The organism is Candidatus Hydrogenedentota bacterium, assembly GCA_035450225.1.
Taxonomy (GTDB): domain Bacteria; phylum Hydrogenedentota; class Hydrogenedentia; order Hydrogenedentales; family SLHB01; genus DSVR01.
Window position 1 is genome coordinate 8,434 of the sequence record DAOTMJ010000018.1, and the last position, 19,254, is coordinate 27,687.

A 19,254-nucleotide genomic window follows, 5' to 3' on the forward strand; every position below is an offset into this window, starting at 1 on the left:
CCCTCACCTTCGCCTTCGCCTTCGCCCTCGCCCTCACCTTCGCCTTCGCCTTCGCCCTCGCCCTCACCTTCGCCTTCGCCTTCGCCCTCGCCCTCGCCTTCGCCTTCGCCTTCGCCCGTGCCCGGAACGTATTCATACGCGCCAATGTCGTAATCCGAACCGTCGCCGGTGGGTCCGGCGCCAAGCCCGTCACCATCCATTCCGCGCGCTTGCCCGAGGAAATCCAACACGACAACCCCGCTGGCGGTATCGCCGGTATTTCGGCCGGTATCAATACAGGAAGAACCGGGTTTCAGCGCGCATACATCCAGTCCCAATCCAAGAAATTTGGGGTCGGCGTTTATATTGCCCGTACCCGCATATCCCCCGCGCACGTTGCAGTATGTGATAACCGGTTGCGAGACCGGATCGGAATTCTGGACGGGCGTCTCACCTTCTTTTCCCCAGAGAATGCAATTGGTCACGACCGGCGAGGACTTCAGATTGGCCAGCGACGCGCCCGCGCCGATTTTGGCATTCGGTTCGTTTCCGCCCGTCATGTTGGCGTTGGCCCGGTTGAACGCCAGCGTGCAATTCGTGATGACGGCATTCGCGCTGCTGTTGTAAATGCCCCCGCCCTCGACGCCCACGTTGCCCATGAAAACGCAGTTGACGATGCGCGGCGCGCACAGTTCGGCGTAAATGCCGCCGCCCCACAATCCGGCCTCGTTGTTTCTGAACAGGCACTCCGAGATTATCGAGGTGGATTCCTGCAGATTCACACCGCCGCCGTTTCCGATGCACAGGTTCGTGTCGAACCGGCATCCCTTGGCCACGATGGGGTTCTTCTCGCAGCAAAGGGCGCCCGCGATGACCCATGACATGTTTTCAGAAAAAACGCATCGTTCGAGTCGTCCGCCCCCGCGCGTCATGTAGACTGCCCCGCCCTTGGCGACAGCCATATTTTCCTCGAACAGGCAGTCGCGGAAGGTAGGCACGCCGCCCTCGCTGTAAATGGCGGCCCCGTACAGGCCCCTGTTTTTCGAAAACGTGCAATTGACGATACGGGGAGACGAACGAACGATATAGAGCCCCCCGCCGCGATCCTGGCCGGTTTCACTGCCCGTCGCGCGTCCGCCCTGGACGATCAGCCCGTCCAGCACGGCGTCGTCCGCCCCGACAATCACATGATAAGCCGCCGCGCCATTGCGCGCCTTGCTTCCGTCAATCACGGTCCGGCGCACGATCCAATCACGTTGGGCCCGTTCCGTTTCTGTGCCGTCGAATCCGCCGTATATCTCGATGCCGCGGCGTAAAACCAGCGCGCCGTTTGCATTGGACCGCGTTTCGTCGTAGATGCCTTCGCGCACCCAGACCTCGCCGCGCCCGAATTTGAAGAACGCCTTGTCAATGCCGCGTTGAAGACTCGAAAAAGCCGTTTCCCATGTGGTCCCATCCTGAAAATGCGACGGATTGTCGCGGTTTACATAAATAACGCGCCGTTCCGTTTCGCCTTCGCCCTCGCCTTCGCCCTCGCCTTCGCCTTCCCCCTCGCCCTCGCCTTCCCCGGCCGTGTCGGGCGCTTCGGCCGTGATACGTATCGAGATCTGTTGCAGTCCCCAGTAGACCATAATCTGGCCTTCATTCACCTTGCGCGTAAAGGCAGATGGTATCACGCGGACCTCGATGCCGGTCTTGTCGTTCGGCCCCGAACTGACACCCCCCGTCGGGGTCAACGCCATCCACGGCGCACTGACCACGGCTTCAAATCGAATGGGCGTCCCGGGCTGGCCGGTGTTCGTAACATAAAAGGTCCACACCGTTTCGTTCGGACGGAAATAATGGCTGGCCTCGGATACTGAAAGTTCCGGTCCTTTCTCGCGGGGACACCCCGTCAACGCAACGAAACACAATGCCGCAAATGCCGCCGCCATCCCCTTCGGGCAAACGCGCATCATTGTCTTCAAACGGTTCATCGCCGAATCCTCCCTCCCGACGCACGGCGCGTCTTCAGGGTAAAAACCTCTTCCCAGTATAGCACGCCACACCCGCCAATCCGCACCCCATGCGCACGGACGCGCCGGAATGGGGATCGCCATCCATAATACCATCGGGCTGCGCATCCGTTGCGCATGGGGCGGCCAACCGGTTTATCCCGTGGACGGCAGGGACTTTATGGACGAAATAACCCCAGTGTAAGAGTACCGATTTCTCGAACCTTGCTACAGGCTGCAATTACTCGAAAAATGTCGTTTTTTTGGTTGAACGGATTACAGAATCGTCTTGAAGCATTGATTGCGGAATCCCAACAGGATCAGAAATGAAGGCAAATGCGTGGAACAGGCTGTCCAGCCTGTCCGTCCACAGACATGGCTTGGCTTCAAAAAAGGCAGACTGGACAGTCTGTCCTACGTTCCGTACCCCCCAAAAAATTCCCCATTGCACGTTCAGAACAGATGAATACAGGCAAGAACTCGGTACTCTCAAGGATCCAGGAATCGTTTCGCTTTGTGGAAAACATCCACCGCTTCTATAGAGTCCACCTTGTCCAAGGTAAAAAGAACCGGCTTCCATTGCCGATTCTTGGCGGGTTGTTGCAACGGCCCATGGGCGGTTCATGTCCCGATCGGCTGGCGCTTGGGCAGCCGGGCGACAAAGCGGGTGTTTGGATAATTCGCGTCAATGATCAATTCCCCGTGGTGCGCTTCCAGAATCTGCGCGGAAATGCTCAACCCCAAGCCGACACCCTTCCCCGGTTCCTTCGTGGTGAAAAACGGCAGCATCGCCTTTTCCCGGGTTTCGGGCGCCAGTCCGCGGCCACTGTCGGTAACCGTCAGGGCGATTGTATCGCCTTCGTCCTGAACGCCGATTCGGATCCACTTCTCCGGAAGCGTTTCGACGGCGTCATGGGCATTGTTGAGCAGATTGAGGAGCACTTGCGAAATCTGGGGAGGCAGGCATTCGATTTCGATGTTGGGGATGCCGGCGACTTCCAGCATGATGCCGTGTGCCAGAAAACGCGCCTGGCATAATTCAAGGATATCCGCCACGAGGCTTTGAAGCGGAATCAGGACATAGGGATCCCGGGATCCGTCGCGCGAAAGCATTCGGAGCGCCCGGATAATACGCGATATCCGATTGACGTTGCGCCCAACAACCTCGGAAATCTTTTCGAGACGCGCCGCGTCGGGGTGTTCCTGGCGGGCCAGCGCATCCAACTGCTGGGCGGCGCCTGAGATAATCGCCAGCGGATTGTTGATTTCGTGGGCGATGCCGCTCGCCATGGTGCCCACAGCCGAAAGCCGCGACGCATGAAGCATCCGCGTCTGCTGTTCGGCGATGATCCGATCCGCCTCGACACGGGATGTCACATCGTTTCCGACGCAGAGCAATTCGCGAACGTGCCCTTGCTCGTCGTAAACCGGCGTGCTGATCCACGAAATCCAGACCCGGCGCCCGTCGCCCCGGTTCCATTCGTATTCGCTTTCGATCGAATGATCCGGATGTTTTTCCTTGCGGCGAAGCAACGCGGCCAAATCCGTTCCGTCCGCCCGATCTCCCGGGAGAATCGTTCCCAGCGCGCTTTGCCCGCGCAGGTCTTTTTCCAGCAACCCAAAAAATTGCTCGGCAAACTCGTTGAAAAAGGTGATCGTTCCCCCGGCATCCAGCCGGGCGATGATCGTGTTGGCGTTCTGCACGAGATCCCGGTATTTCGACTCACTGGCCTGCAGGGATTGCTCGTCGCGCTTGTGCTCGGTAATATCGCGAAGGAAGCAGTATTGCCGGCCTCCGCTCGTGCTCAAATGGCTGGTGCTGACTTCCACGTCAATCACCGATCCGTCTTTTCTGCGATGGCGGGTTTCGAAGCGATCCCAGCCTTTCGTTTGTACGCGCTGGATATGCGCGGCGACGTCCTCGGCCATCTCGATCGCTTCCACATCCGCGATGCTCATGTTCAGGAGTTCATCCCGGCTGTATCCGATCATACGGCAATACGCTTCATTTACGTCCAGAATCCGTCCATTGACATCCACGACCCAGAAGCCGTCCATGGCCGTGCGCAAAATCAGTTGATGCTCTTCCTCGGCCTCGCGCCGCGCGGTCACGTCGCGGATGATCCCCAGCGTATGCCACTCCCCCCGCAGATGGAGGGAAGACACGGAAATTTCGACGTCAATTTCGGCGCCGTCCTTGCGTATTGCCCTGACCAGCGTCGTTTTCCCCACGACGGGCCCTTCGCCCGTATTCCTCCATGCACGCAGACCTTCCAAATAATGGTTTCGCATGCGGGAGGGAACGAGTGTTTCGTGGACGGATTTCCCCATAACCTCCCCCGCCGCGTAACCCAAAATCCGCTCGGCGGCCGGATTCCAGTAGCACACGCTTCCCACGTTGTCCATCAGGACAATGCCGTCCAACGCCGACGCGCTAATCCCGTGCAGCACCGCCTCGTTTTCGCGCAGACTTTTTTCCACCTGCTCCCGGCGGGCAACTTCTTCGGTGAGCCGCGCATGTTCGGCCATGAGCCGTTGCCGCGAGGCCATCATTTCGATAATAGCCAAGAAGAACGCGACCGCAATCAGGACAAGACCCAGCCCCGTGAAAAGGTTGTCGAACGCGCGCAAGACGTTGTTCCAGTCCCGGCTTACAAACCCGTCCAGAAGCCTCAGCGACTGCAAAAACCGGTACGATTGGGAAACCAGCAGCAGGGTTGTGCCCCCCATGACAAGCAGCACCAGTTTTCGCTCGCGGCGGATCCGTCCCAGAAGATACGCGGTGAAGACGCAAATGAGCAGAAAACCGATACCGGACGCCGAAATACGCAGCCATGCGATATTTTGCCCGAAAAGGCGCATCGCAAAGTCGGGCAGGAGCGCCGCAAAAACCATCCATCCGAGCGGAATCAACATCAGCAGGTGCAGCCGCCTTGTGTTGACCTGCCCTTCACCAACGTCGTCTTTCCGCATGGCGCCAATCCCCTAAAAATGTGCCTCACGCATCGTGGAATGCCACCTCACTTGTAAAACATCATACAACAAGCCGCCGCAAAAAGCCATACCCCGAATTCCACCTCAATGTGCACATTAAGGGGAGTAAATGCCGACCGGCATTTACGCAAACACCTCCGAATCAGTCAACACCACAAGAACTGGTGGCTTGCGGAAGGCCCTTCAAAGGCGCCGGCAGGTGCGTGCTCGTGCTCGTAATCGTAATCGAATCCCCGAAAACTCTTGATTGAGCAATGTACTGATAGTACGGTGTTATCCTCATACTTTATTGTTGGTCGCAACGTATTCAACCGGTGCGGACAAGTCTCTCCGATCAACTGCAAATATAATTACGAGTTGTCATGAGACCCTGGCTCTTGGGGGACGAAAATGAGTTCTCTTGAATAATCACGCAAGCGATTGGAGATGTTCATAAGTCCTTGTTTCGATTATGATTACGATTACGATAACACGCACGAGACAGAGTGGCGGTCGGATGCATTGTCGGGAAAGCGCAAGATGCGTCTGTCCGGTCGGGCGCCTCTGGTCCGAAGCAGCAAGTTGAGCGATACCGTCCCGATCGTGGTATGGTGGCGAAATAGTGGAGGAATCGCACGATGACGGAGTGGACATGGGACGATGTGAAGGAAGCGTTGCGCGAGGTGCTTGAAGAGGAAACGGGCGCGGGAACCTGCGCCATCGCACCGAAATGGAAGGGCGGCAAGATGATCCTGCAACCGTTCGACACGGCGTTGCAAGGCAAGGAAGTGCCGCTCGCGGTGTTTTTCAAGAAGATCGTGTCCGTCCGCGAAAAGTTGCGCGTCCTCGAACAGAAAATCAACAACCATCCCGCATTGGCGCAGGAAGACAAGATCGAATTGCAACAACTCATCACGCGCGCCTACGGCAGCCTGACGACGTTCAACATTCTGTTTCGCGACGAGGATGACCGTTTCAAGGGTGTTTCGGAGTAAACAATGAGGAATGATGAGCGCAACGTGGTGTTGATTGGGATGCCCGGCGTGGGCAAGAGCACGGTCGGCGTGCTGCTGGCGAAGGCGCTGTCGCGCAGTTTCATAGACACGGACGTCCATTTGCAGGCGCGCGAGGGGCGGCGCCTTCAGGACATCATTGACACGGACGGCCTTGACCGGTTTCGCGCCATCGAGGAAAATTTCATCCTTTCGCTGGATTGCCGCGAGCATGTGGTGGCGACCGGGGGAAGCGTCGTGTACAGCGAACGCGCCATGGCGCATCTGCGGCGATCGGGGCCCGTCGTTTACCTGTATCTGCCGCTGGAGCCCCTGTACGCGCGGGTGACCAATCTCGATTCGAGGGGCATCGTCATGGCGCCCGGCCAGACGTTCGCGGAATTGTTCGACGAACGCCAGCCGCTTTATGCAAAACACGCGGACGTGACGATCCATTGCGCCGGATTGAACCATGACGAAACGGCCGCGGCGATTGTCCAGGCGTTGAGGGAAAAGGGACTGTATGAGTACTGAAGCAACCGGTCTGCGCGAACTGGCGGGCAAGCGGGGATTGCGCATCGGGACGGCGGTCAGCGCCGACGCCCTGCGCGACGATCCGCAATACCGGACGATCCTTGCTCGCGAATTCGACATGATCACCTGCGAAAACGCGATGAAGTTCGGCCCCTTGCGACCTGAACGCGACCGGTTCGCGTTTGATGACGCCGACGCAATCGTCGCGTTCGCGCGGGAACACGGCATGGCCGTGCGCGGCCACACGCTGGTCTGGCATTACATTCTGCCGGACTGGTTCGCGAAAGGCGGGTTCACCTACGACGACGGCATTGACTTGGTGCGCGGACATATCCACACGGTCGTGAGCCGGTATCGCGGCGATGTGTTCGCATGGGATGTCGTCAACGAAGCGCTGGACGACCACGGCGGCTGGCGCGATTCGCCGTTCCTGCGCATGTTCGGCCCGGACTACCTCGCGATGGCGTTCCATTGGGCGCACGAGGCCGATCCAGACGCGAAATTGTTTTACAACGATTACAGCGCGGACGGCCTGAACCGGAAATCGGATGCCATGTACGCCATGATTCGCATGCTGCTCGAACAGGGCGCGCCTATCCACGGCGTCGGACTCCAGATGCACCTGTGCGTCTGGGACGACCTCCACCCGGCGTCCATCGCCGCGAATATCAAGCGTTTCAACGATCTTGGCCTCGACGTTCACATCACTGAGATGGATGTACGGATCAAGGAGCCGTTTCTTGAATCGGATCTGCTGCGGCAGGCGAGAATCTACCGTGAAATCATGGACGTTTGCCTGCGGGCCGAACGCTGCGGCGCATGGGCCGTCTGGGGCGTGACGGACCGGTATTCGTGGGTTCCCCAAGCATTCAAACGAGAAGGCGCCGCGCTCCTGTTCGACGACGCCGGGCAGCCCAAACCCGCCTACGAAGCCGTCCGGGACGCGTTGGTCTCCTGAAGGCGACCGCCGAAACGCAAGCGGCACGCCTTCGAGGGCACATCGCCGCGCCCAATGCCGCCTATGAGAATGCACGGCGCCAGGAACGCATCGAAATCCCTCCTGGCCGCTTGAAGACGGTGGTCTTAGCCATTCTGATTATGTTCGCCAGGCGCGATCGCGTTCTTTGACGCTTTCGAGCACTTGCCGCGCGATGGCCGCGTCCTCCGCAATTTGAAAATCGAACATGCCCACGCAAATGTAATCGGCCCCGTTCTTGAAGGCGTACTCGAATCCGGCGCGCGGTTCGATGGCGCCCGCGCCGTGAACCTTGAACGCCACCCACGGCCGGTCAATGGTTTTCATGAATGCGGCGGTCTCTTCCGGCGCCTCGTCGTTGAACACGTTGTCGCATGGCGTCTTGTTGCCGGCCGACCAGCAGTTTTTGCTGTTGAAGGTCTTCATGTAGAAATCCGGCTTGATCCCGGCCTTTTCGCATGCCGCGATGACGCCCAGTTCGTGGCAGGAAACACCGGCGATGACGCCGCTGGCCTAGATGTATTCGACGGTTTTGGCGAGGAGATCGATCTTGCCTTCCCTCACGAGCGAATCGCCCATTTGGCCCGTCGTGAACACGCCCGGAGCCGTGCCCTTCAAAAACGTCCGCCGCTCGAAACGTACACCCCTGTTTCTTACGCCTCCTTCATCCCGTCTGAGGACCATACCTCTTGCGCTAAATTGCCATCTCGGAATTCGAACATGTATCCTTTGTCCATGGCCGTTGTCCCTTTTGCGGCATTGGTATTTTTATACCGAGATGTCCCAGGGTGAAGCAAAAAACCGCTTGACACGTCCATGGATGGTTGATAGCGTGATGTGTGGCGGACATGGGATTCGCATCAAGCGAGCGGCGCGGAACGATCTTGGATATCGAGCGACAATGACAAGTTTGAGACAAATCGAGCAATTCGGCCAGGACAATTGGCCAGTAAAAAAGCCACTATTTCATATGTGCTATTAGGCCAATATGGACAATTTGACTCCAGAACATCGAAGCTGGCTCATGAGACGTGTCCGCTCGAAAAATACAACTCCCGAACTCCTTGTGCGACGTATCGCGCACTCCATGGGCCTACGCTTTCGCCTGCACAGGCGCGATTTGCCCGGCACACCCGATCTTGTCTTTCCAGCATACAATAGAGTAGTGTTTGTGCATGGCTGTTTCTGGCATCGACATCGAGGTTGCCGATTTACAACAACACCCAAAACAAGAGTTAAATATTGGAAAGAGAAGTTCCAAAAGAATATGCAACGAGACTTGCGAAACGCCCGGAAACTGCGCCGGTCCGGTTGGCGTATACTTGTAATTTGGCAATGTCAAACTCGCGATGTAAAGACCATCGAGTCGAAATTGCGGAAATTTTTCGACGAATGAACACTAAACAAAAAACGAGAAGACCCATCGGTATAGACTTGTTCTCTGGCGCCGGGGGTATGTCGCTTGGGTTCGAGCAAGCAGGATTCGATATAGCTGCCTGCGTCGAATATGACCCTATCCATTGCGCCGCCCACAGTTACAATTTTCCCGAATGCCGTACGTTATGCAGGGATGTATCGGCCATTGACGGCAATGAATTGCTTGGACTAATCGGATCCGAAAACATTGGCGTGGATGTCGTCTTCGGCGGTCCCCCGTGTCAAGGTTTCTCGCTTATGGGAAAACGATTATTGGAAGATCCCCGAAATCGGCTTGTTCAGCACTTCGTTCGCTTAGTTTCCGAGACCGGCGCCCGCTATTTCGTCTTTGAAAACGTTCGGGGGCTAACTGTCGGCAGACATCAGCGTTTCTTGTTGGAACTAATCGAGGAATTTGCACTTTATGGATATCGTGTACGCAAACCGTGGCATGTACTGAATGCATCCTACTATGGCGTACCCCAGGATCGCGAGCGGTTATTCCTGCTTGGAGCCTTGGAAGGGTTGCCCTTGCCAGAATATCCAATTCCAACATCCATTCCTTGTGGCGAAAAGCCGGAACTGATCGGTCTTCCCAGAACACCAACCGTGTTGGATGCGATCGGAGACTTGCCCGATGCGGATGAGTTTGCGGCGCTGTGCAATTCGGATTCAACAACCATCGCATACGGCCCCCCATCCGAGTACTCGGCCAAACTTCGTTCTGTCGTTTTCGATCCGGACGATTACAGTTACCGGAGGAAGTTCGATGGCAAGACCCTGACATCCAGTTTGCGGACGGAACACTCGCGGGAATCGCAACGGCGTTTTGCGGAAACGGAGTGGGGCCGAACTGAGCCGATCAGCCGTTTTTTCAAACTCGACCCCAACGGATTGTGCAATACCTTGCGGGCCGGGACTGCTAGCGATCACGGTGCTTTTACGTCGCCTCGGCCTATCCATCCCTTCTATCCGCGTTGCATCACGGTTCGCGAGGCTGCGCGGCTCCATTCATACCCGGACTGGTTCCGCTTTCATGTTACTAAGTGGCATGGCGCCCGGCAAGTGGGCAATTCAGTCCCGCCGTTGCTTGCAAGGGCCGTAGCCGCGGAGGTTGTAAAGGCCATGGGACTGACGCCAACCCACCCGAATCGGACAATCGAACTTGGCGACGAAAAACTGTTGAAGATGAACTTGCACGAAGCCGCGGCCTATTTCGGAGTGTCTGCTTCCGTGATTCCCCCGCGTACACGAAAAGACCGTGCCGCAACTGTTGGGAAAACGTGAACATGGAACGAGACAGAGACGGAACAAGACGGCGTGAAAATGCGTACGCGCGGATTATAACGGCAGTATTTGAAAAACACTATCGAAAGGGAAAGGACGAGTTCACATTCAAACGGGAAGAACTCGCGGAGTTCGCCAAGATACTTGACGTCAAGTTGCCGAAGAACCTTGGGGATGTTCTCTACTCGTTTCGCTATCGCGAGAGATTGCCGGAGCGTATAGCAGTTACGGCGAAAGCGGGATGCGAATGGATCATCGAGGGCGCCGGGAAGGGTCGCTATGCGATGCGACTGGTGCGATGCCAACGTGTCGTTCCGCGTCCCGATCTCATTGCCATCAAGATTCCCGACGCCACTCCCGAAATCGTCTCGATGTACGCACAGAGCGACGAACAGGCATTGCTCGCGAAGGTGCGATACAATCGACTCGTGGACATTTTCCTCGGCGTCACGACCTACAGTCTTCAGAACCACCTGCGGACGACGGTCCAAGATGTCGGTCAGATCGAGATCGACGAGATATACGTGGGCGTGGACAAAGCGGGAGTACAGTATGTAATTCCGGTGCAAGCCAAATCGGGAAACGATCGGCATTCCATCGTGCAAACGAAACAAGACCTCCTTTGCTGTGAAATACGATTTCCAGAACTTGTCTGCCGTGCCGTTTCCGCCCAGTTTCTCGACGAGGGTGCAATTGCCATGTTCGAGTTGGCTGCCGTCGAAACCGGCGAAGTCAAGGTTGTACAAGAACGCCACTATCTGTTGGTCTCAAGCGATGGTCTCTCGGAAAACGATCTTCGCACATATCGGAAATTGTCAGGAAAGCCCTAGGAAAACTATTGTCACACATACCCTCTTGGTTTTCCGAAGTATTGGCGGAACCAGCGGTCGGACCACATGCGGCGGGTTTCGGGGCGGCGGTCGCAACGCTTGAGGGTGATGCGGCCGTTGGACATGAGCTTGGCGACGGCCCAGTAGGAGTCTTCGGGGACGAGATCCATGCCGGGGACATGCGCGACGGTAAAGCGCATTTCCGTTGTCGTGCCCGCCGCGAGACTGACGCCTTGGGTTCGGGGTGAAATCGCCCGAATGGAGTGTGGACCGACGAGTTCGCGGGGCCACGTCTCGATGGGCGACACGAGGGAGACTTCGGCTTCGACGGTTTCGGCGTGGGGATTCCTGAGCGTCACGATGATCGCATCGCCTTCGTTGCGGACGTCCATGTCGAGATTGAAGGCGCCGCCGATTTCGAGCACGTCCTGAAAAACTTGTCCGTCGAAGGCATGGCGCAACTTGATTTGTCCCGCGGCGGATGCGTCCGGACGGCGGACGATCACGTCCGTGGCCTGGTACTTGAGCGGTTCGACGGTGAACGCGATGACAGCCGGTTCAACCTGCCAGCCATCGGGCACAACAAGGTCCGCGCCGCCGGAAACGGGCGAATCGGTGTAGTCGTTGACCACGTTGACGCGGAGTTGTAGCGTCCGGCCCTCGTCGGCTTCCTTGACCTCGCGACTGATGGAGCAGACCACGGGGGCATACCCCATCGGCATGGATTCGGCGTCGTGTTCCCACGAACGCACCCAGACGGGCTGGACGGGTTCGGCTTCGGGGCCGAGGATGCGCGCGTCCAATTTTTTCCCGAACGGCGCGGGTTTGAACCCGACCGTCTCGATGGAGAATGGCGAGATGTACAGCGGCAGCGCGCCTTTCTTGACGGCCAGATCGCCCTGCGGTTCCTCGATCAGGTTTGCAGCCCATGCCTTTTCGATGCCGTTGCCAAAGACGATTTTCGCCTCGGCGTCCCTGCCCATCGTGTCGTAGACGCGAATCATGACGCCTTGCGACGCATCGGGCGTCTTGTTCCGTTCGAAGGATGCAATGGGATTGCCGAAGGGCTTCATTGCGGTCAGGATGACGTTCTCGGGCGAAACGCCCGCGAAGGACGACTCCGCCGGCAAGCAACCCTTTGCCGACGGTTCGATCCGCCGCGCAATGAGCGGGTGATTGTACGCGTATGCGGCGCGGGGCGTATTGGCCTTGCGCCAGTCACCCGCGTGCGGATACAGCGCATACCCATAGACGTGGTTTTTGTTTTCGGGGATGAGGTAGCCTTCGGGGAAGTTGTTCGTGCCGCCGTACCACAGGCACGCATGTCCGAGGATCATGCAAAGCGTGCCGCCCTTCTCGATGCTGTTCGCGTAGTTCCCGCGATTCAGGAGCGCGAGGCCGTAGTCGTCCATCTTGTTCGACGCGCCGCTCGCGTCGGCAGCGGCGGGCAGTGTAATCGTTGCCTTTTCCGGGAATTCGGCGAGAAGGGTTTCACAGGCCTCGGCCAGTTTCCCGGCATTCTTCGCTTCGACAATCAATACCGGCAGTGCCGGCCACGACGGGTCTTTCAGATCCGCGTCCTTCACGAATAGAAACGCGTAGCCGTTCTTCTTGAGGCGCGCCTTGAACGCGTTGCGCGCGGCGGCCGACGCCTTGCCGAGCAGTTTTTTCGTGTACGCATTGCGCCCGCCGGAACCTATCGTGATGCGGAACCGCGTGTAGAGCATGTCGTCGTCCATGTGCTTGAGATAAGTGCCCCAGTAGGGGCCGCCATCACCATGCCATGGCGTGCACGTGACGCCTTTCTTCACGAGGACGCGCTGGAGTTCCTCCGCCACCGCCACATCGTCCGCATTCTTCGGCGTGACGAGGCCCACCATCGAGAGCGAGTACACATTACGGCCGATCTGTACCTTGGCCGAGGATCCGTATTCCATGAACTTGTTCGCGGCATAGACGGCGCAATCGCCAAACATGAGCATCTGGTGCGTGCGGAAATCGAGGTAGTTCTTGCTGTCGTTGCGCGCGACGACGCCGAAGCGCTCGTCGAAGATGGGCGACAATCCCTTCAAATTCGTCGGGAACGTCACGCAATACAAATAATGTTCGCGCTGGACGTCCACGAGGATCGTGCGGAATTCAATGCGCGGCACGTCGTTGAAAAGCGTCGTTTCCTGGATGACATCGCACAACTCGCCCATCCGGTAGCGCGCGCGGATTGTGCGGCTGACGGCGCCCTGCTCGATCTCGACGGACGCGGGGGTGTCGCCGGAAAACATTTTGAGTCCGGTCGTGTAGAACTCGTGCTGCGTCTCGTTGCGATACGAAACTTCCTCGAGGATGGCGAGTTCGTTGCCGACGTGGCCGTTTGCGCTTTCAATGATTTCGCGTTTGGCGGTCTTGTCGTAAATGCTTGAAATGCCGCCGCCGCGCGCAGGATCGACCGTGATTCGGTAGAACGCATTTTCAATGATGCGGCCATCGGTTGTTTTACATACGGGAAGCGTGCCGGAGGATTTCGGCACGACCGTGTATGCGCGATAGCCGAGCGAGGGCATCTTTACGGCCACGAAACGGATATCGGCTTCCCGGACATGGCCTTTTGCGTCGCGGACGACGCGCAGGACTTCAAAGGCGACGTTCTTGCCCCTCGGATCGCGCAGGGAGAAATTGGGCGCGCCGACGTCCGAGACCGAGAGTTGGGCCACGTCCGTGCGTTCCCATGCGAGCGAATTGAAGACCGCGTAGGTCTGTTCCTTCTTGTCGCCCCTGACGGCCTCGCCGAGAAATGCGATCGAACGGTTGAGGCAGTCCGTCCCGAGTTCAAGGATTTCGCGGTAGGAGTTCATGAGGTCCACGAACGATATTTCGTTGTGCGTGCCGGTAATCGAGTCATGATGCTGTCCGCACAGAATCTGCCGCCATGCCTTGTCGAGCGCCTTTTCGGGATACTTCGCGCCGAGCAGGTTGGCGATCGTGGCGAATTTCTCGGCATCGATCAGCAGGTTCTCGCCGAGGCGGTTCGCGATCTTCAGATCCACGCGCGAGACCGCCGTGGCCGCGTGATAGAGCGACATGTCGCGCGACGTGACGGGCAGGCGCGCCTTGCCCTCCTCCGTTTCGCGATGGATGGCCGCCATCAGGTCTTCATAGGCGCCCTGACGGTACAACGGCATGAGCGTGTGATGCCACTGGGTGGGCGGCGTCTGGTCTATGCCGTCGAGCCGCACCGAAAGGCCCATCTCATGCACGTCGTCTTCCGTGGCGTGGCCGCGTTGGTGCGGCAGCGACGAACCGTCGAGCGAGAGGTGGTTGAAAAACGGCGGAAAATTGAAGATGTGCTTTCCCCATGTCACGCCGATGCAACCGCTCTTTCGCGCAATCTGCGAGAGTTGGTTCGGGTGGCCGAACACGTCGCCGGGGCCGTAAACGTGGCAGATGTTGCCGAACACCCGGCCGTGAATGAGCTGGCCGTACAGGAAATTGCGGACAAGGCCCTCGTCGCCGCAATTCTGCTCGTTCGGCTGGTTGTACATGACATCCGGTTCCGAACGCTTTTCGCGGAAGACGCGCATGAGCGTCTCGCGGTCTTCCGGATACACGTCGAAATACGGTTTCAGATAGTCCACCTCGGAAATGATCGAACGGAACAACGGGTCCGCCCGATGCAGCCGGCAATACTGGCGCACGAGATCGAACGCGCCCATCGCGTACACGCGCTGCTCCTCGTGGTAGGTCGTGTCGAAATGGAAACTCGACAGGACGAGCACGGTGCCGTCGTATTTCGGCGCGGCGGCGGCTTCATAGGCGAGCGGCGCTTCCAGTGTCTCGCCGCGCAGCCGCGCGCTGAAAATCGCCTTCACGGGCATGCCGGCCTTTTCCCGCGGAGTCGGCAGGCTCAGGCGGACCGTCGTCACCGCGTTCGGCGCGCATTCGACATCCGACTGGCCGCCATCGCCCAGCGAATCGGACGCGAGCGAAATGCGGACGGTCTGGTGCAGGCGCGACGAGTTCAACAAGGCCGCCTCGATAACCTGCCGCGGTTCTTCCGGCGAACCCTGAAAATAGGACAGTGCGCGCACCCGGCCAAGCGCCACGGGCATGCCGGGCCGCGACACGAGCGGCGCAATCGTTACATCGCCGACGCAAAAGTCCACGCCGTCGCAGATGTAGCCCGGACGGAATTTGAACAGCAGCGTGTTTTCGCCTTTTCGCAAACGGACGGGCACACTGGGCATGTTCATCCGCACGCCCTTGGGAAGGCCGTACGGCATGTTGCACGCCAATTCGCCGTTGACCCACACCTTCATGCCCGACGTGTACGCGTCCATCAGCGCAAGCCCGTCGGCATCGGCGGCCACGCACGCGGCGGCGTAGATCACGCAGTTGCGTTGGACCGTCTCGTAGATAATCTCCCCGGCGATGTCCATGCCGCCGAGCCACTCATCCGTGTACCGGCGCCAGGCCAGCTTCTTCGGTCCGAGGCCGATATTGGCGTGCGCTTGGCCCTCGACGGGACAAACCGCCGCCTCGCCGCCTTCCCCGGCCAGATAGTCAATGTCCAGAATCCGCTCGCGCTCGTACATGTATTCGCGCTCGAAATGATCGCCCGTCCGCACGACGAACGGCCCCAAAACGAGCCAATCGCGAATGCGTTGTCCTTGCGCCAAGTCCGAAAGTCTGATGGGAACCATGTCCTGCAACTCCTCGTTTTTTTCCCGCAACCCGCGTAAAACAACAGTACTACGCGGCCCCCTCGCCGGGCAAACGGAACCCGCCACCGGCCTGAAACAGGCCCGTGCAGGGCATCTCTACATATTCCGGCGGAATTGGCCCCCGACGCGGAAAAGGGCGCGGGTAATCTGCCCCAGCGAGCATACGCGGACAGTTTGCATCAGTTCGGCGAAGACGTTTTCGCCGGCCAGCGCGGCCTGCTGGAGGCGTTCGAGCGCGGCGGGCGCCTCGTCGCGATGCGCGGCCTGAAAAGCGCGCAGCCGGTCGAGTTGGCGGCGTTTTTCGTCTTCGCCGGCGCGGGCCAGTTGCAGGTTGCCCACGACGGCATTCATGTCCTCATGCGGATTGATGAAGGTGTTGACGCCGATGATGGGCAGCGAACCGTCCATCTTTTTTTGCTCGTAGTGCATGGACTCTTCCTGGATCCTGGCGCGCTGATAGCCGGTTTCCATGGCGCCGAGCACGCCGCCCCGTTCGGAAATGCGGCGGAATTCGCGCAGGACGGCCTCCTCAACGAGATCCGTCAGTTCCTCGATGAGGAAGGAACCCTGCAGCGGATTCTCGTTGATGGTGGGCCCGAACTCGTTTTTGATGATGAGCTGGATCGCCTGGGCGCGCCGCACGGACTCTTCCGAGGGAGTCGTGATGCCCTCGTCGTAGGCATTCGTATGGAGCGAGTTGCAATGATCGTACATGGCGGTCAGCGCTTGGAGCGTGGTGCGGATGTCGTTGAATTGGATCTCGTGGGCATGCAGCGACCGCCCGCTGGTCTGAATGTGCGTCTTCAATTTTTGCGACCGTTCGTTCGCGCCGTACTTGTCGCGCATCGCCACCGCCCAGATGCGGCGGGCGACACGGTTGATCACGCTGTATTCCGGATCCATGCCGCTCGAAAAGAAGAACGAAAGATTGGGCGCAAAATCGTCAATGTCCATTCCGCGCGCAAGGAAATACTCTACGTAGGTGAATCCATTGGCGAGCGTAAAGGCGAGCTGCGAAATGGGATTCGCGCCCGCCTCGGCGATGTGATAGCCCGAAATGGACACCGAATAAAAATGCTGCACGCCGTGCCGGATGAAATACTCCTGGACATCCCCCATCATCTTGAGCGCGAAATCTATCGCGAATATGCAGGTGTTCTGGCCTTGGTCTTCCTTGAGGATGTCGGCCTGCACGGTGCCGCGGACGGTTTGCAGCGTCCACGCCGTGAACCGCTCCCGTTCGCCGGCGCTCAACGGGCGGCCGTATTCGGCTTCGATGCGCGCCAGTTGTTGATCGATGGCCGTGTTGAAAAACATGGCCAGAACGATCGGCGCCGGACCGTTGATCGTCATCGAAACGCTGGTGTTGGGCGCGCACAAATCGAAGCCGTCGAACAGGATCTTCATGTCCTCGATCGTGCAAATCGAAACGCCCGACGTGCCCACCTTGCCGTAGATGTCGAGCTGTTCGTCCGGATCGCACCCATACAACGTTACCGAGTCGAACGCCGTCGAAAGACGTTTGGCCTCGTGATTGTGCGAAAGGAATTTGAACCGGCGGTTCGTCCGTTCAGGACCGCCTTCGCCCGCAAACATGCGCGTGGGATCCTCGTCCTCGCGCTTGAACGGGAATACGCCCGCCGTAAACGGAAAACGGCCCGGCACATTCTCGCGAAACGCCCAGCGAACCCAATCCCCGGGATTGCGGTATCCGGGCAGAGCCACGCGCGGAATGCGCGTTCCCGAAAGGCTTCTCCGGTGCAACGTCGTGCAAATCTCTCGGCCCCGGACGGAATAAACAATCTCGTCCCGTGCGTACTCCTCGCGAATCGCGGGAAACTCCTCGAGGATACGGCGGCAATCCGGCGAAATTTGCTTCTGCAGCGCTTCACGCCGCGCTTCGAGCAATGCGGAAACAGACACGGGATGTCCCATGCTTGAATCGGCGGACGATCGCGTATTTGAAAAGTCGGAGACCATTTCCGAATTTCCAATCTGCGAAAGCACGCCTTCAATTTGCCACAATCGTTCGACGAGTTCCGCCTGCTGCGCGCAGGTTTTGTGGTATCGCTCGACGGTGTCGGCGACTTCAGCAAGGTATCGCACGCGTTCCGGCGGCACGAGCGCCGACGAGACCGACGAGGTCCGGCGGTCCGTGGGCGGCAGCGACGACTGCCACCCACAGCGGGTCCGGTCGTTCATCATTTCCACGACGGCCTGGTAAAGCGCCGTTACCCCGTCGTCGTTGAATCGGGCGGCGATCGTGCCGAACACGGGCAACTGTTCGGGCGGCATATCGAAAAGGCGCCGGTTGCGCTGGAACTGGCGGCGCACATCGCGCAGGGCGTCCTCCGCGCCTCGGTGATCGTATTTGTTGATGGCGACAAAATCGGCCAGATCCAGCATGTCAATCTTTTCGAGTTGGGTCGGCGCGCCGAATTCCGCCGTCATGACATAGATCGTGGCGTCCACATGCGGGACAATCGCCGCGTCGCCCTGCCCGATGCCGGCCGTCTCGACAACGATGAAATCGAAGTCCGCCGCGCGCAGGACCGTCAACACTTCCGGCAGCGCGTCGGGGATTTCGCTCTCCGCCCGCCGGGTGGACAGCGATCGCATATAGACGCGCCCGCTTGCGAGGCTGTTCATGCGAATCCGGTCGCCCAGCAACGCGCCGCCGGTGCGGCGTTTCGTCGGGTCCACCGATACCACCGCCACGCGTTTTTGGGGAAAATCGTTGATAAACCGCGTGACCAGTTCGTCCACGAGGGACGATTTGCCCGCGCCGCCCGGCCCCGTAAATCCGAGGATCGGCACATTGCGGGACACTTTTTTCAGCAACGCATCCGTCAGGGAACGCAGACAGCCGTTCTGCCGTGCCTTCGCTTCCTCGACAGCCGTTATGAAACGCGCAATCAACGCTGCATTCGCCGGGTGCAATTCCCCGGCGCGTCTCTCGACCCCCTCGCAGGGTAGCGGGAAATCCGATTCCTTCAGAACCAGGTCTATCATCCCCTGCAGCCCAAGTCGGCGGCCGTCTTCCGGCGAAAAAATCTTGCCGACACCCATCGCTTCGATTTGCGCGATTTCCTTGGGTACAATCACACCCCCGCCCCCGCCGAACACTTTAACGTGGGGAACGCCCCGATCGCGCAGGAGGTCCATGACCATCTGGAAAAACTCGACGTGGCCGCCCTGGTAACAGGTCAGCGCAAGCGCCTGGACATCTTCTTGAATGGCCGCCTCGACCACTTCGGACGCCGTCCGGTTGTGTCCGAGATGGATGACTTCCGCGCCGGAATCCTGCATAATCCGGCGCATGATGTTGATGGCCACGTCGTGCCCGTCGAACAGCGAGGTGGCCGTCACGATGCGCACATGGTTCGATGGTTTGTAAAAAGTGGTTTCCTGCATGCGACAATTCCTTTATGGAATGAAAATATCGGGAATGGTATCCGATTCGGGACCGGCAAGTCACCCGCGCCTGCCGGCGCGGGCAGGATTGTCCAACGACGATTCGCTCGGCCGTGGAAAGGCGATTGCCGGGAAGTTTCATGT

Annotated in this window: 11 protein-coding genes; 6 read left to right on the forward strand and 5 right to left on the reverse strand. The window is 58.8% G+C overall.

The features are described from left to right. Window positions 1-1,955: right-handed parallel beta-helix repeat-containing protein (locus P5540_11095; GenBank protein HRT65359.1), on the reverse strand; the 1,955-nt coding region annotated here is incomplete at its 3' end. 639 nt (window positions 1,956-2,594) lie between these two features. Continuing rightward, window positions 2,595-4,946, reverse strand: a complete 2,352-nt coding sequence (locus tag P5540_11100) for a PAS domain S-box protein (protein ID HRT65360.1) — start codon at window positions 4,944-4,946, stop codon at window positions 2,595-2,597. Between the two features lie 638 nt (window positions 4,947-5,584). On the opposite strand from P5540_11100, the gene P5540_11105 reads away from it, so the two are divergent. The 3 genes from P5540_11105 to P5540_11115 are packed head-to-tail and all read left to right on the forward strand — an operon-like array spanning window position 5,585 to window position 7,430. Beyond that, on the forward strand, window positions 5,585-5,941 hold the full coding sequence (locus P5540_11105) for a hypothetical protein (protein ID HRT65361.1): 357 nt from the start codon (window positions 5,585-5,587) through the stop codon (window positions 5,939-5,941). A 3-nt stretch (window positions 5,942-5,944) separates the two neighbouring features. Further along, window positions 5,945-6,472: a shikimate kinase gene (locus P5540_11110; GenBank protein ID HRT65362.1), complete on the forward strand. Its 528-nt coding sequence runs from the start codon at window positions 5,945-5,947 to the stop codon at window positions 6,470-6,472. Further along, window positions 6,462-7,430, forward strand: coding sequence for an endo-1,4-beta-xylanase (locus tag P5540_11115; GenBank protein HRT65363.1), 969 nt, complete (start codon window positions 6,462-6,464; stop codon window positions 7,428-7,430). The genes P5540_11110 and P5540_11115 overlap by 11 nt, the downstream gene beginning before the upstream one ends. A gap of 138 nt (window positions 7,431-7,568) precedes the next feature. Here P5540_11115 and P5540_11120 read toward each other — a convergent pair whose 3' ends face one another. Then, on the reverse strand, window positions 7,569-7,874 hold the full coding sequence (locus P5540_11120) for a hypothetical protein (GenBank protein HRT65364.1): 306 nt from the start codon (window positions 7,872-7,874) through the stop codon (window positions 7,569-7,571). 562 nt (window positions 7,875-8,436) lie between these two features. Between P5540_11120 and P5540_11125 the strand changes: the two genes are divergently transcribed. Genes P5540_11125 through P5540_11135 form a run of 3 tightly spaced genes read left to right on the forward strand, consistent with a single transcriptional unit; the run spans window position 8,437 to window position 10,981 of the window. Further along, window positions 8,437-8,844: a very short patch repair endonuclease gene (locus P5540_11125; GenBank protein HRT65365.1), complete on the forward strand. Its 408-nt coding sequence runs from the start codon at window positions 8,437-8,439 to the stop codon at window positions 8,842-8,844. After that, window positions 8,841-10,151, forward strand: a complete 1,311-nt coding sequence (locus P5540_11130) for a DNA cytosine methyltransferase (protein ID HRT65366.1) — start codon at window positions 8,841-8,843, stop codon at window positions 10,149-10,151. The genes P5540_11125 and P5540_11130 overlap by 4 nt, the downstream gene beginning before the upstream one ends. A gap of 2 nt (window positions 10,152-10,153) precedes the next feature. Then, the gene (locus P5540_11135; protein ID HRT65367.1) at window positions 10,154-10,981 is read left to right on the forward strand and encodes an endonuclease; all 828 of its coding nucleotides are present in this window, start codon (window positions 10,154-10,156) and stop codon (window positions 10,979-10,981) included. An 11-nt stretch (window positions 10,982-10,992) separates the two neighbouring features. Here the strand turns inward: P5540_11135 and P5540_11140 are convergent, their stop codons facing one another. Further along, the gene (locus P5540_11140; protein ID HRT65368.1) at window positions 10,993-15,675 is read right to left on the reverse strand and encodes a glycoside hydrolase family 38 C-terminal domain-containing protein; all 4,683 of its coding nucleotides are present in this window, start codon (window positions 15,673-15,675) and stop codon (window positions 10,993-10,995) included. Between the two features lie 117 nt (window positions 15,676-15,792). After that, window positions 15,793-19,110, reverse strand: a complete 3,318-nt coding sequence (locus tag P5540_11145; GenBank protein HRT65369.1) for a methylmalonyl-CoA mutase family protein — start codon at window positions 19,108-19,110, stop codon at window positions 15,793-15,795. Window positions 19,111-19,254: the final 144 nt, after the last annotated feature.

What these genes read in the sequence shown, in the direction of transcription:
- P5540_11115 (HRT65363.1), top strand. Translation starts at nt 6,462, where the DNA reads ATGAGTACTGAAGCAACCGGTCTGCGCGAACTGGCGGGCAAGCGGGGA.
- P5540_11120 (HRT65364.1), bottom strand. Translation starts at nt 7,874, where the DNA reads ATGAAGACCTTCAACAGCAAAAACTGCTGGTCGGCCGGCAACAAGACG.
- P5540_11110 (HRT65362.1), top strand. Translation starts at nt 5,945, where the DNA reads ATGAGGAATGATGAGCGCAACGTGGTGTTGATTGGGATGCCCGGCGTG.
- P5540_11145 (HRT65369.1), bottom strand. Translation starts at nt 19,110, where the DNA reads ATGCAGGAAACCACTTTTTACAAACCATCGAACCATGTGCGCATCGTG.
- P5540_11105 (HRT65361.1), top strand. Translation starts at nt 5,585, where the DNA reads ATGACGGAGTGGACATGGGACGATGTGAAGGAAGCGTTGCGCGAGGTG.
- P5540_11100 (HRT65360.1), bottom strand. Translation starts at nt 4,946, where the DNA reads ATGCGGAAAGACGACGTTGGTGAAGGGCAGGTCAACACAAGGCGGCTG.
- P5540_11125 (HRT65365.1), top strand. Translation starts at nt 8,437, where the DNA reads ATGGACAATTTGACTCCAGAACATCGAAGCTGGCTCATGAGACGTGTC.
- P5540_11135 (HRT65367.1), top strand. Translation starts at nt 10,154, where the DNA reads ATGGAACGAGACAGAGACGGAACAAGACGGCGTGAAAATGCGTACGCG.
- P5540_11140 (HRT65368.1), bottom strand. Translation starts at nt 15,675, where the DNA reads ATGGTTCCCATCAGACTTTCGGACTTGGCGCAAGGACAACGCATTCGC.
- P5540_11130 (HRT65366.1), top strand. Translation starts at nt 8,841, where the DNA reads ATGAACACTAAACAAAAAACGAGAAGACCCATCGGTATAGACTTGTTC.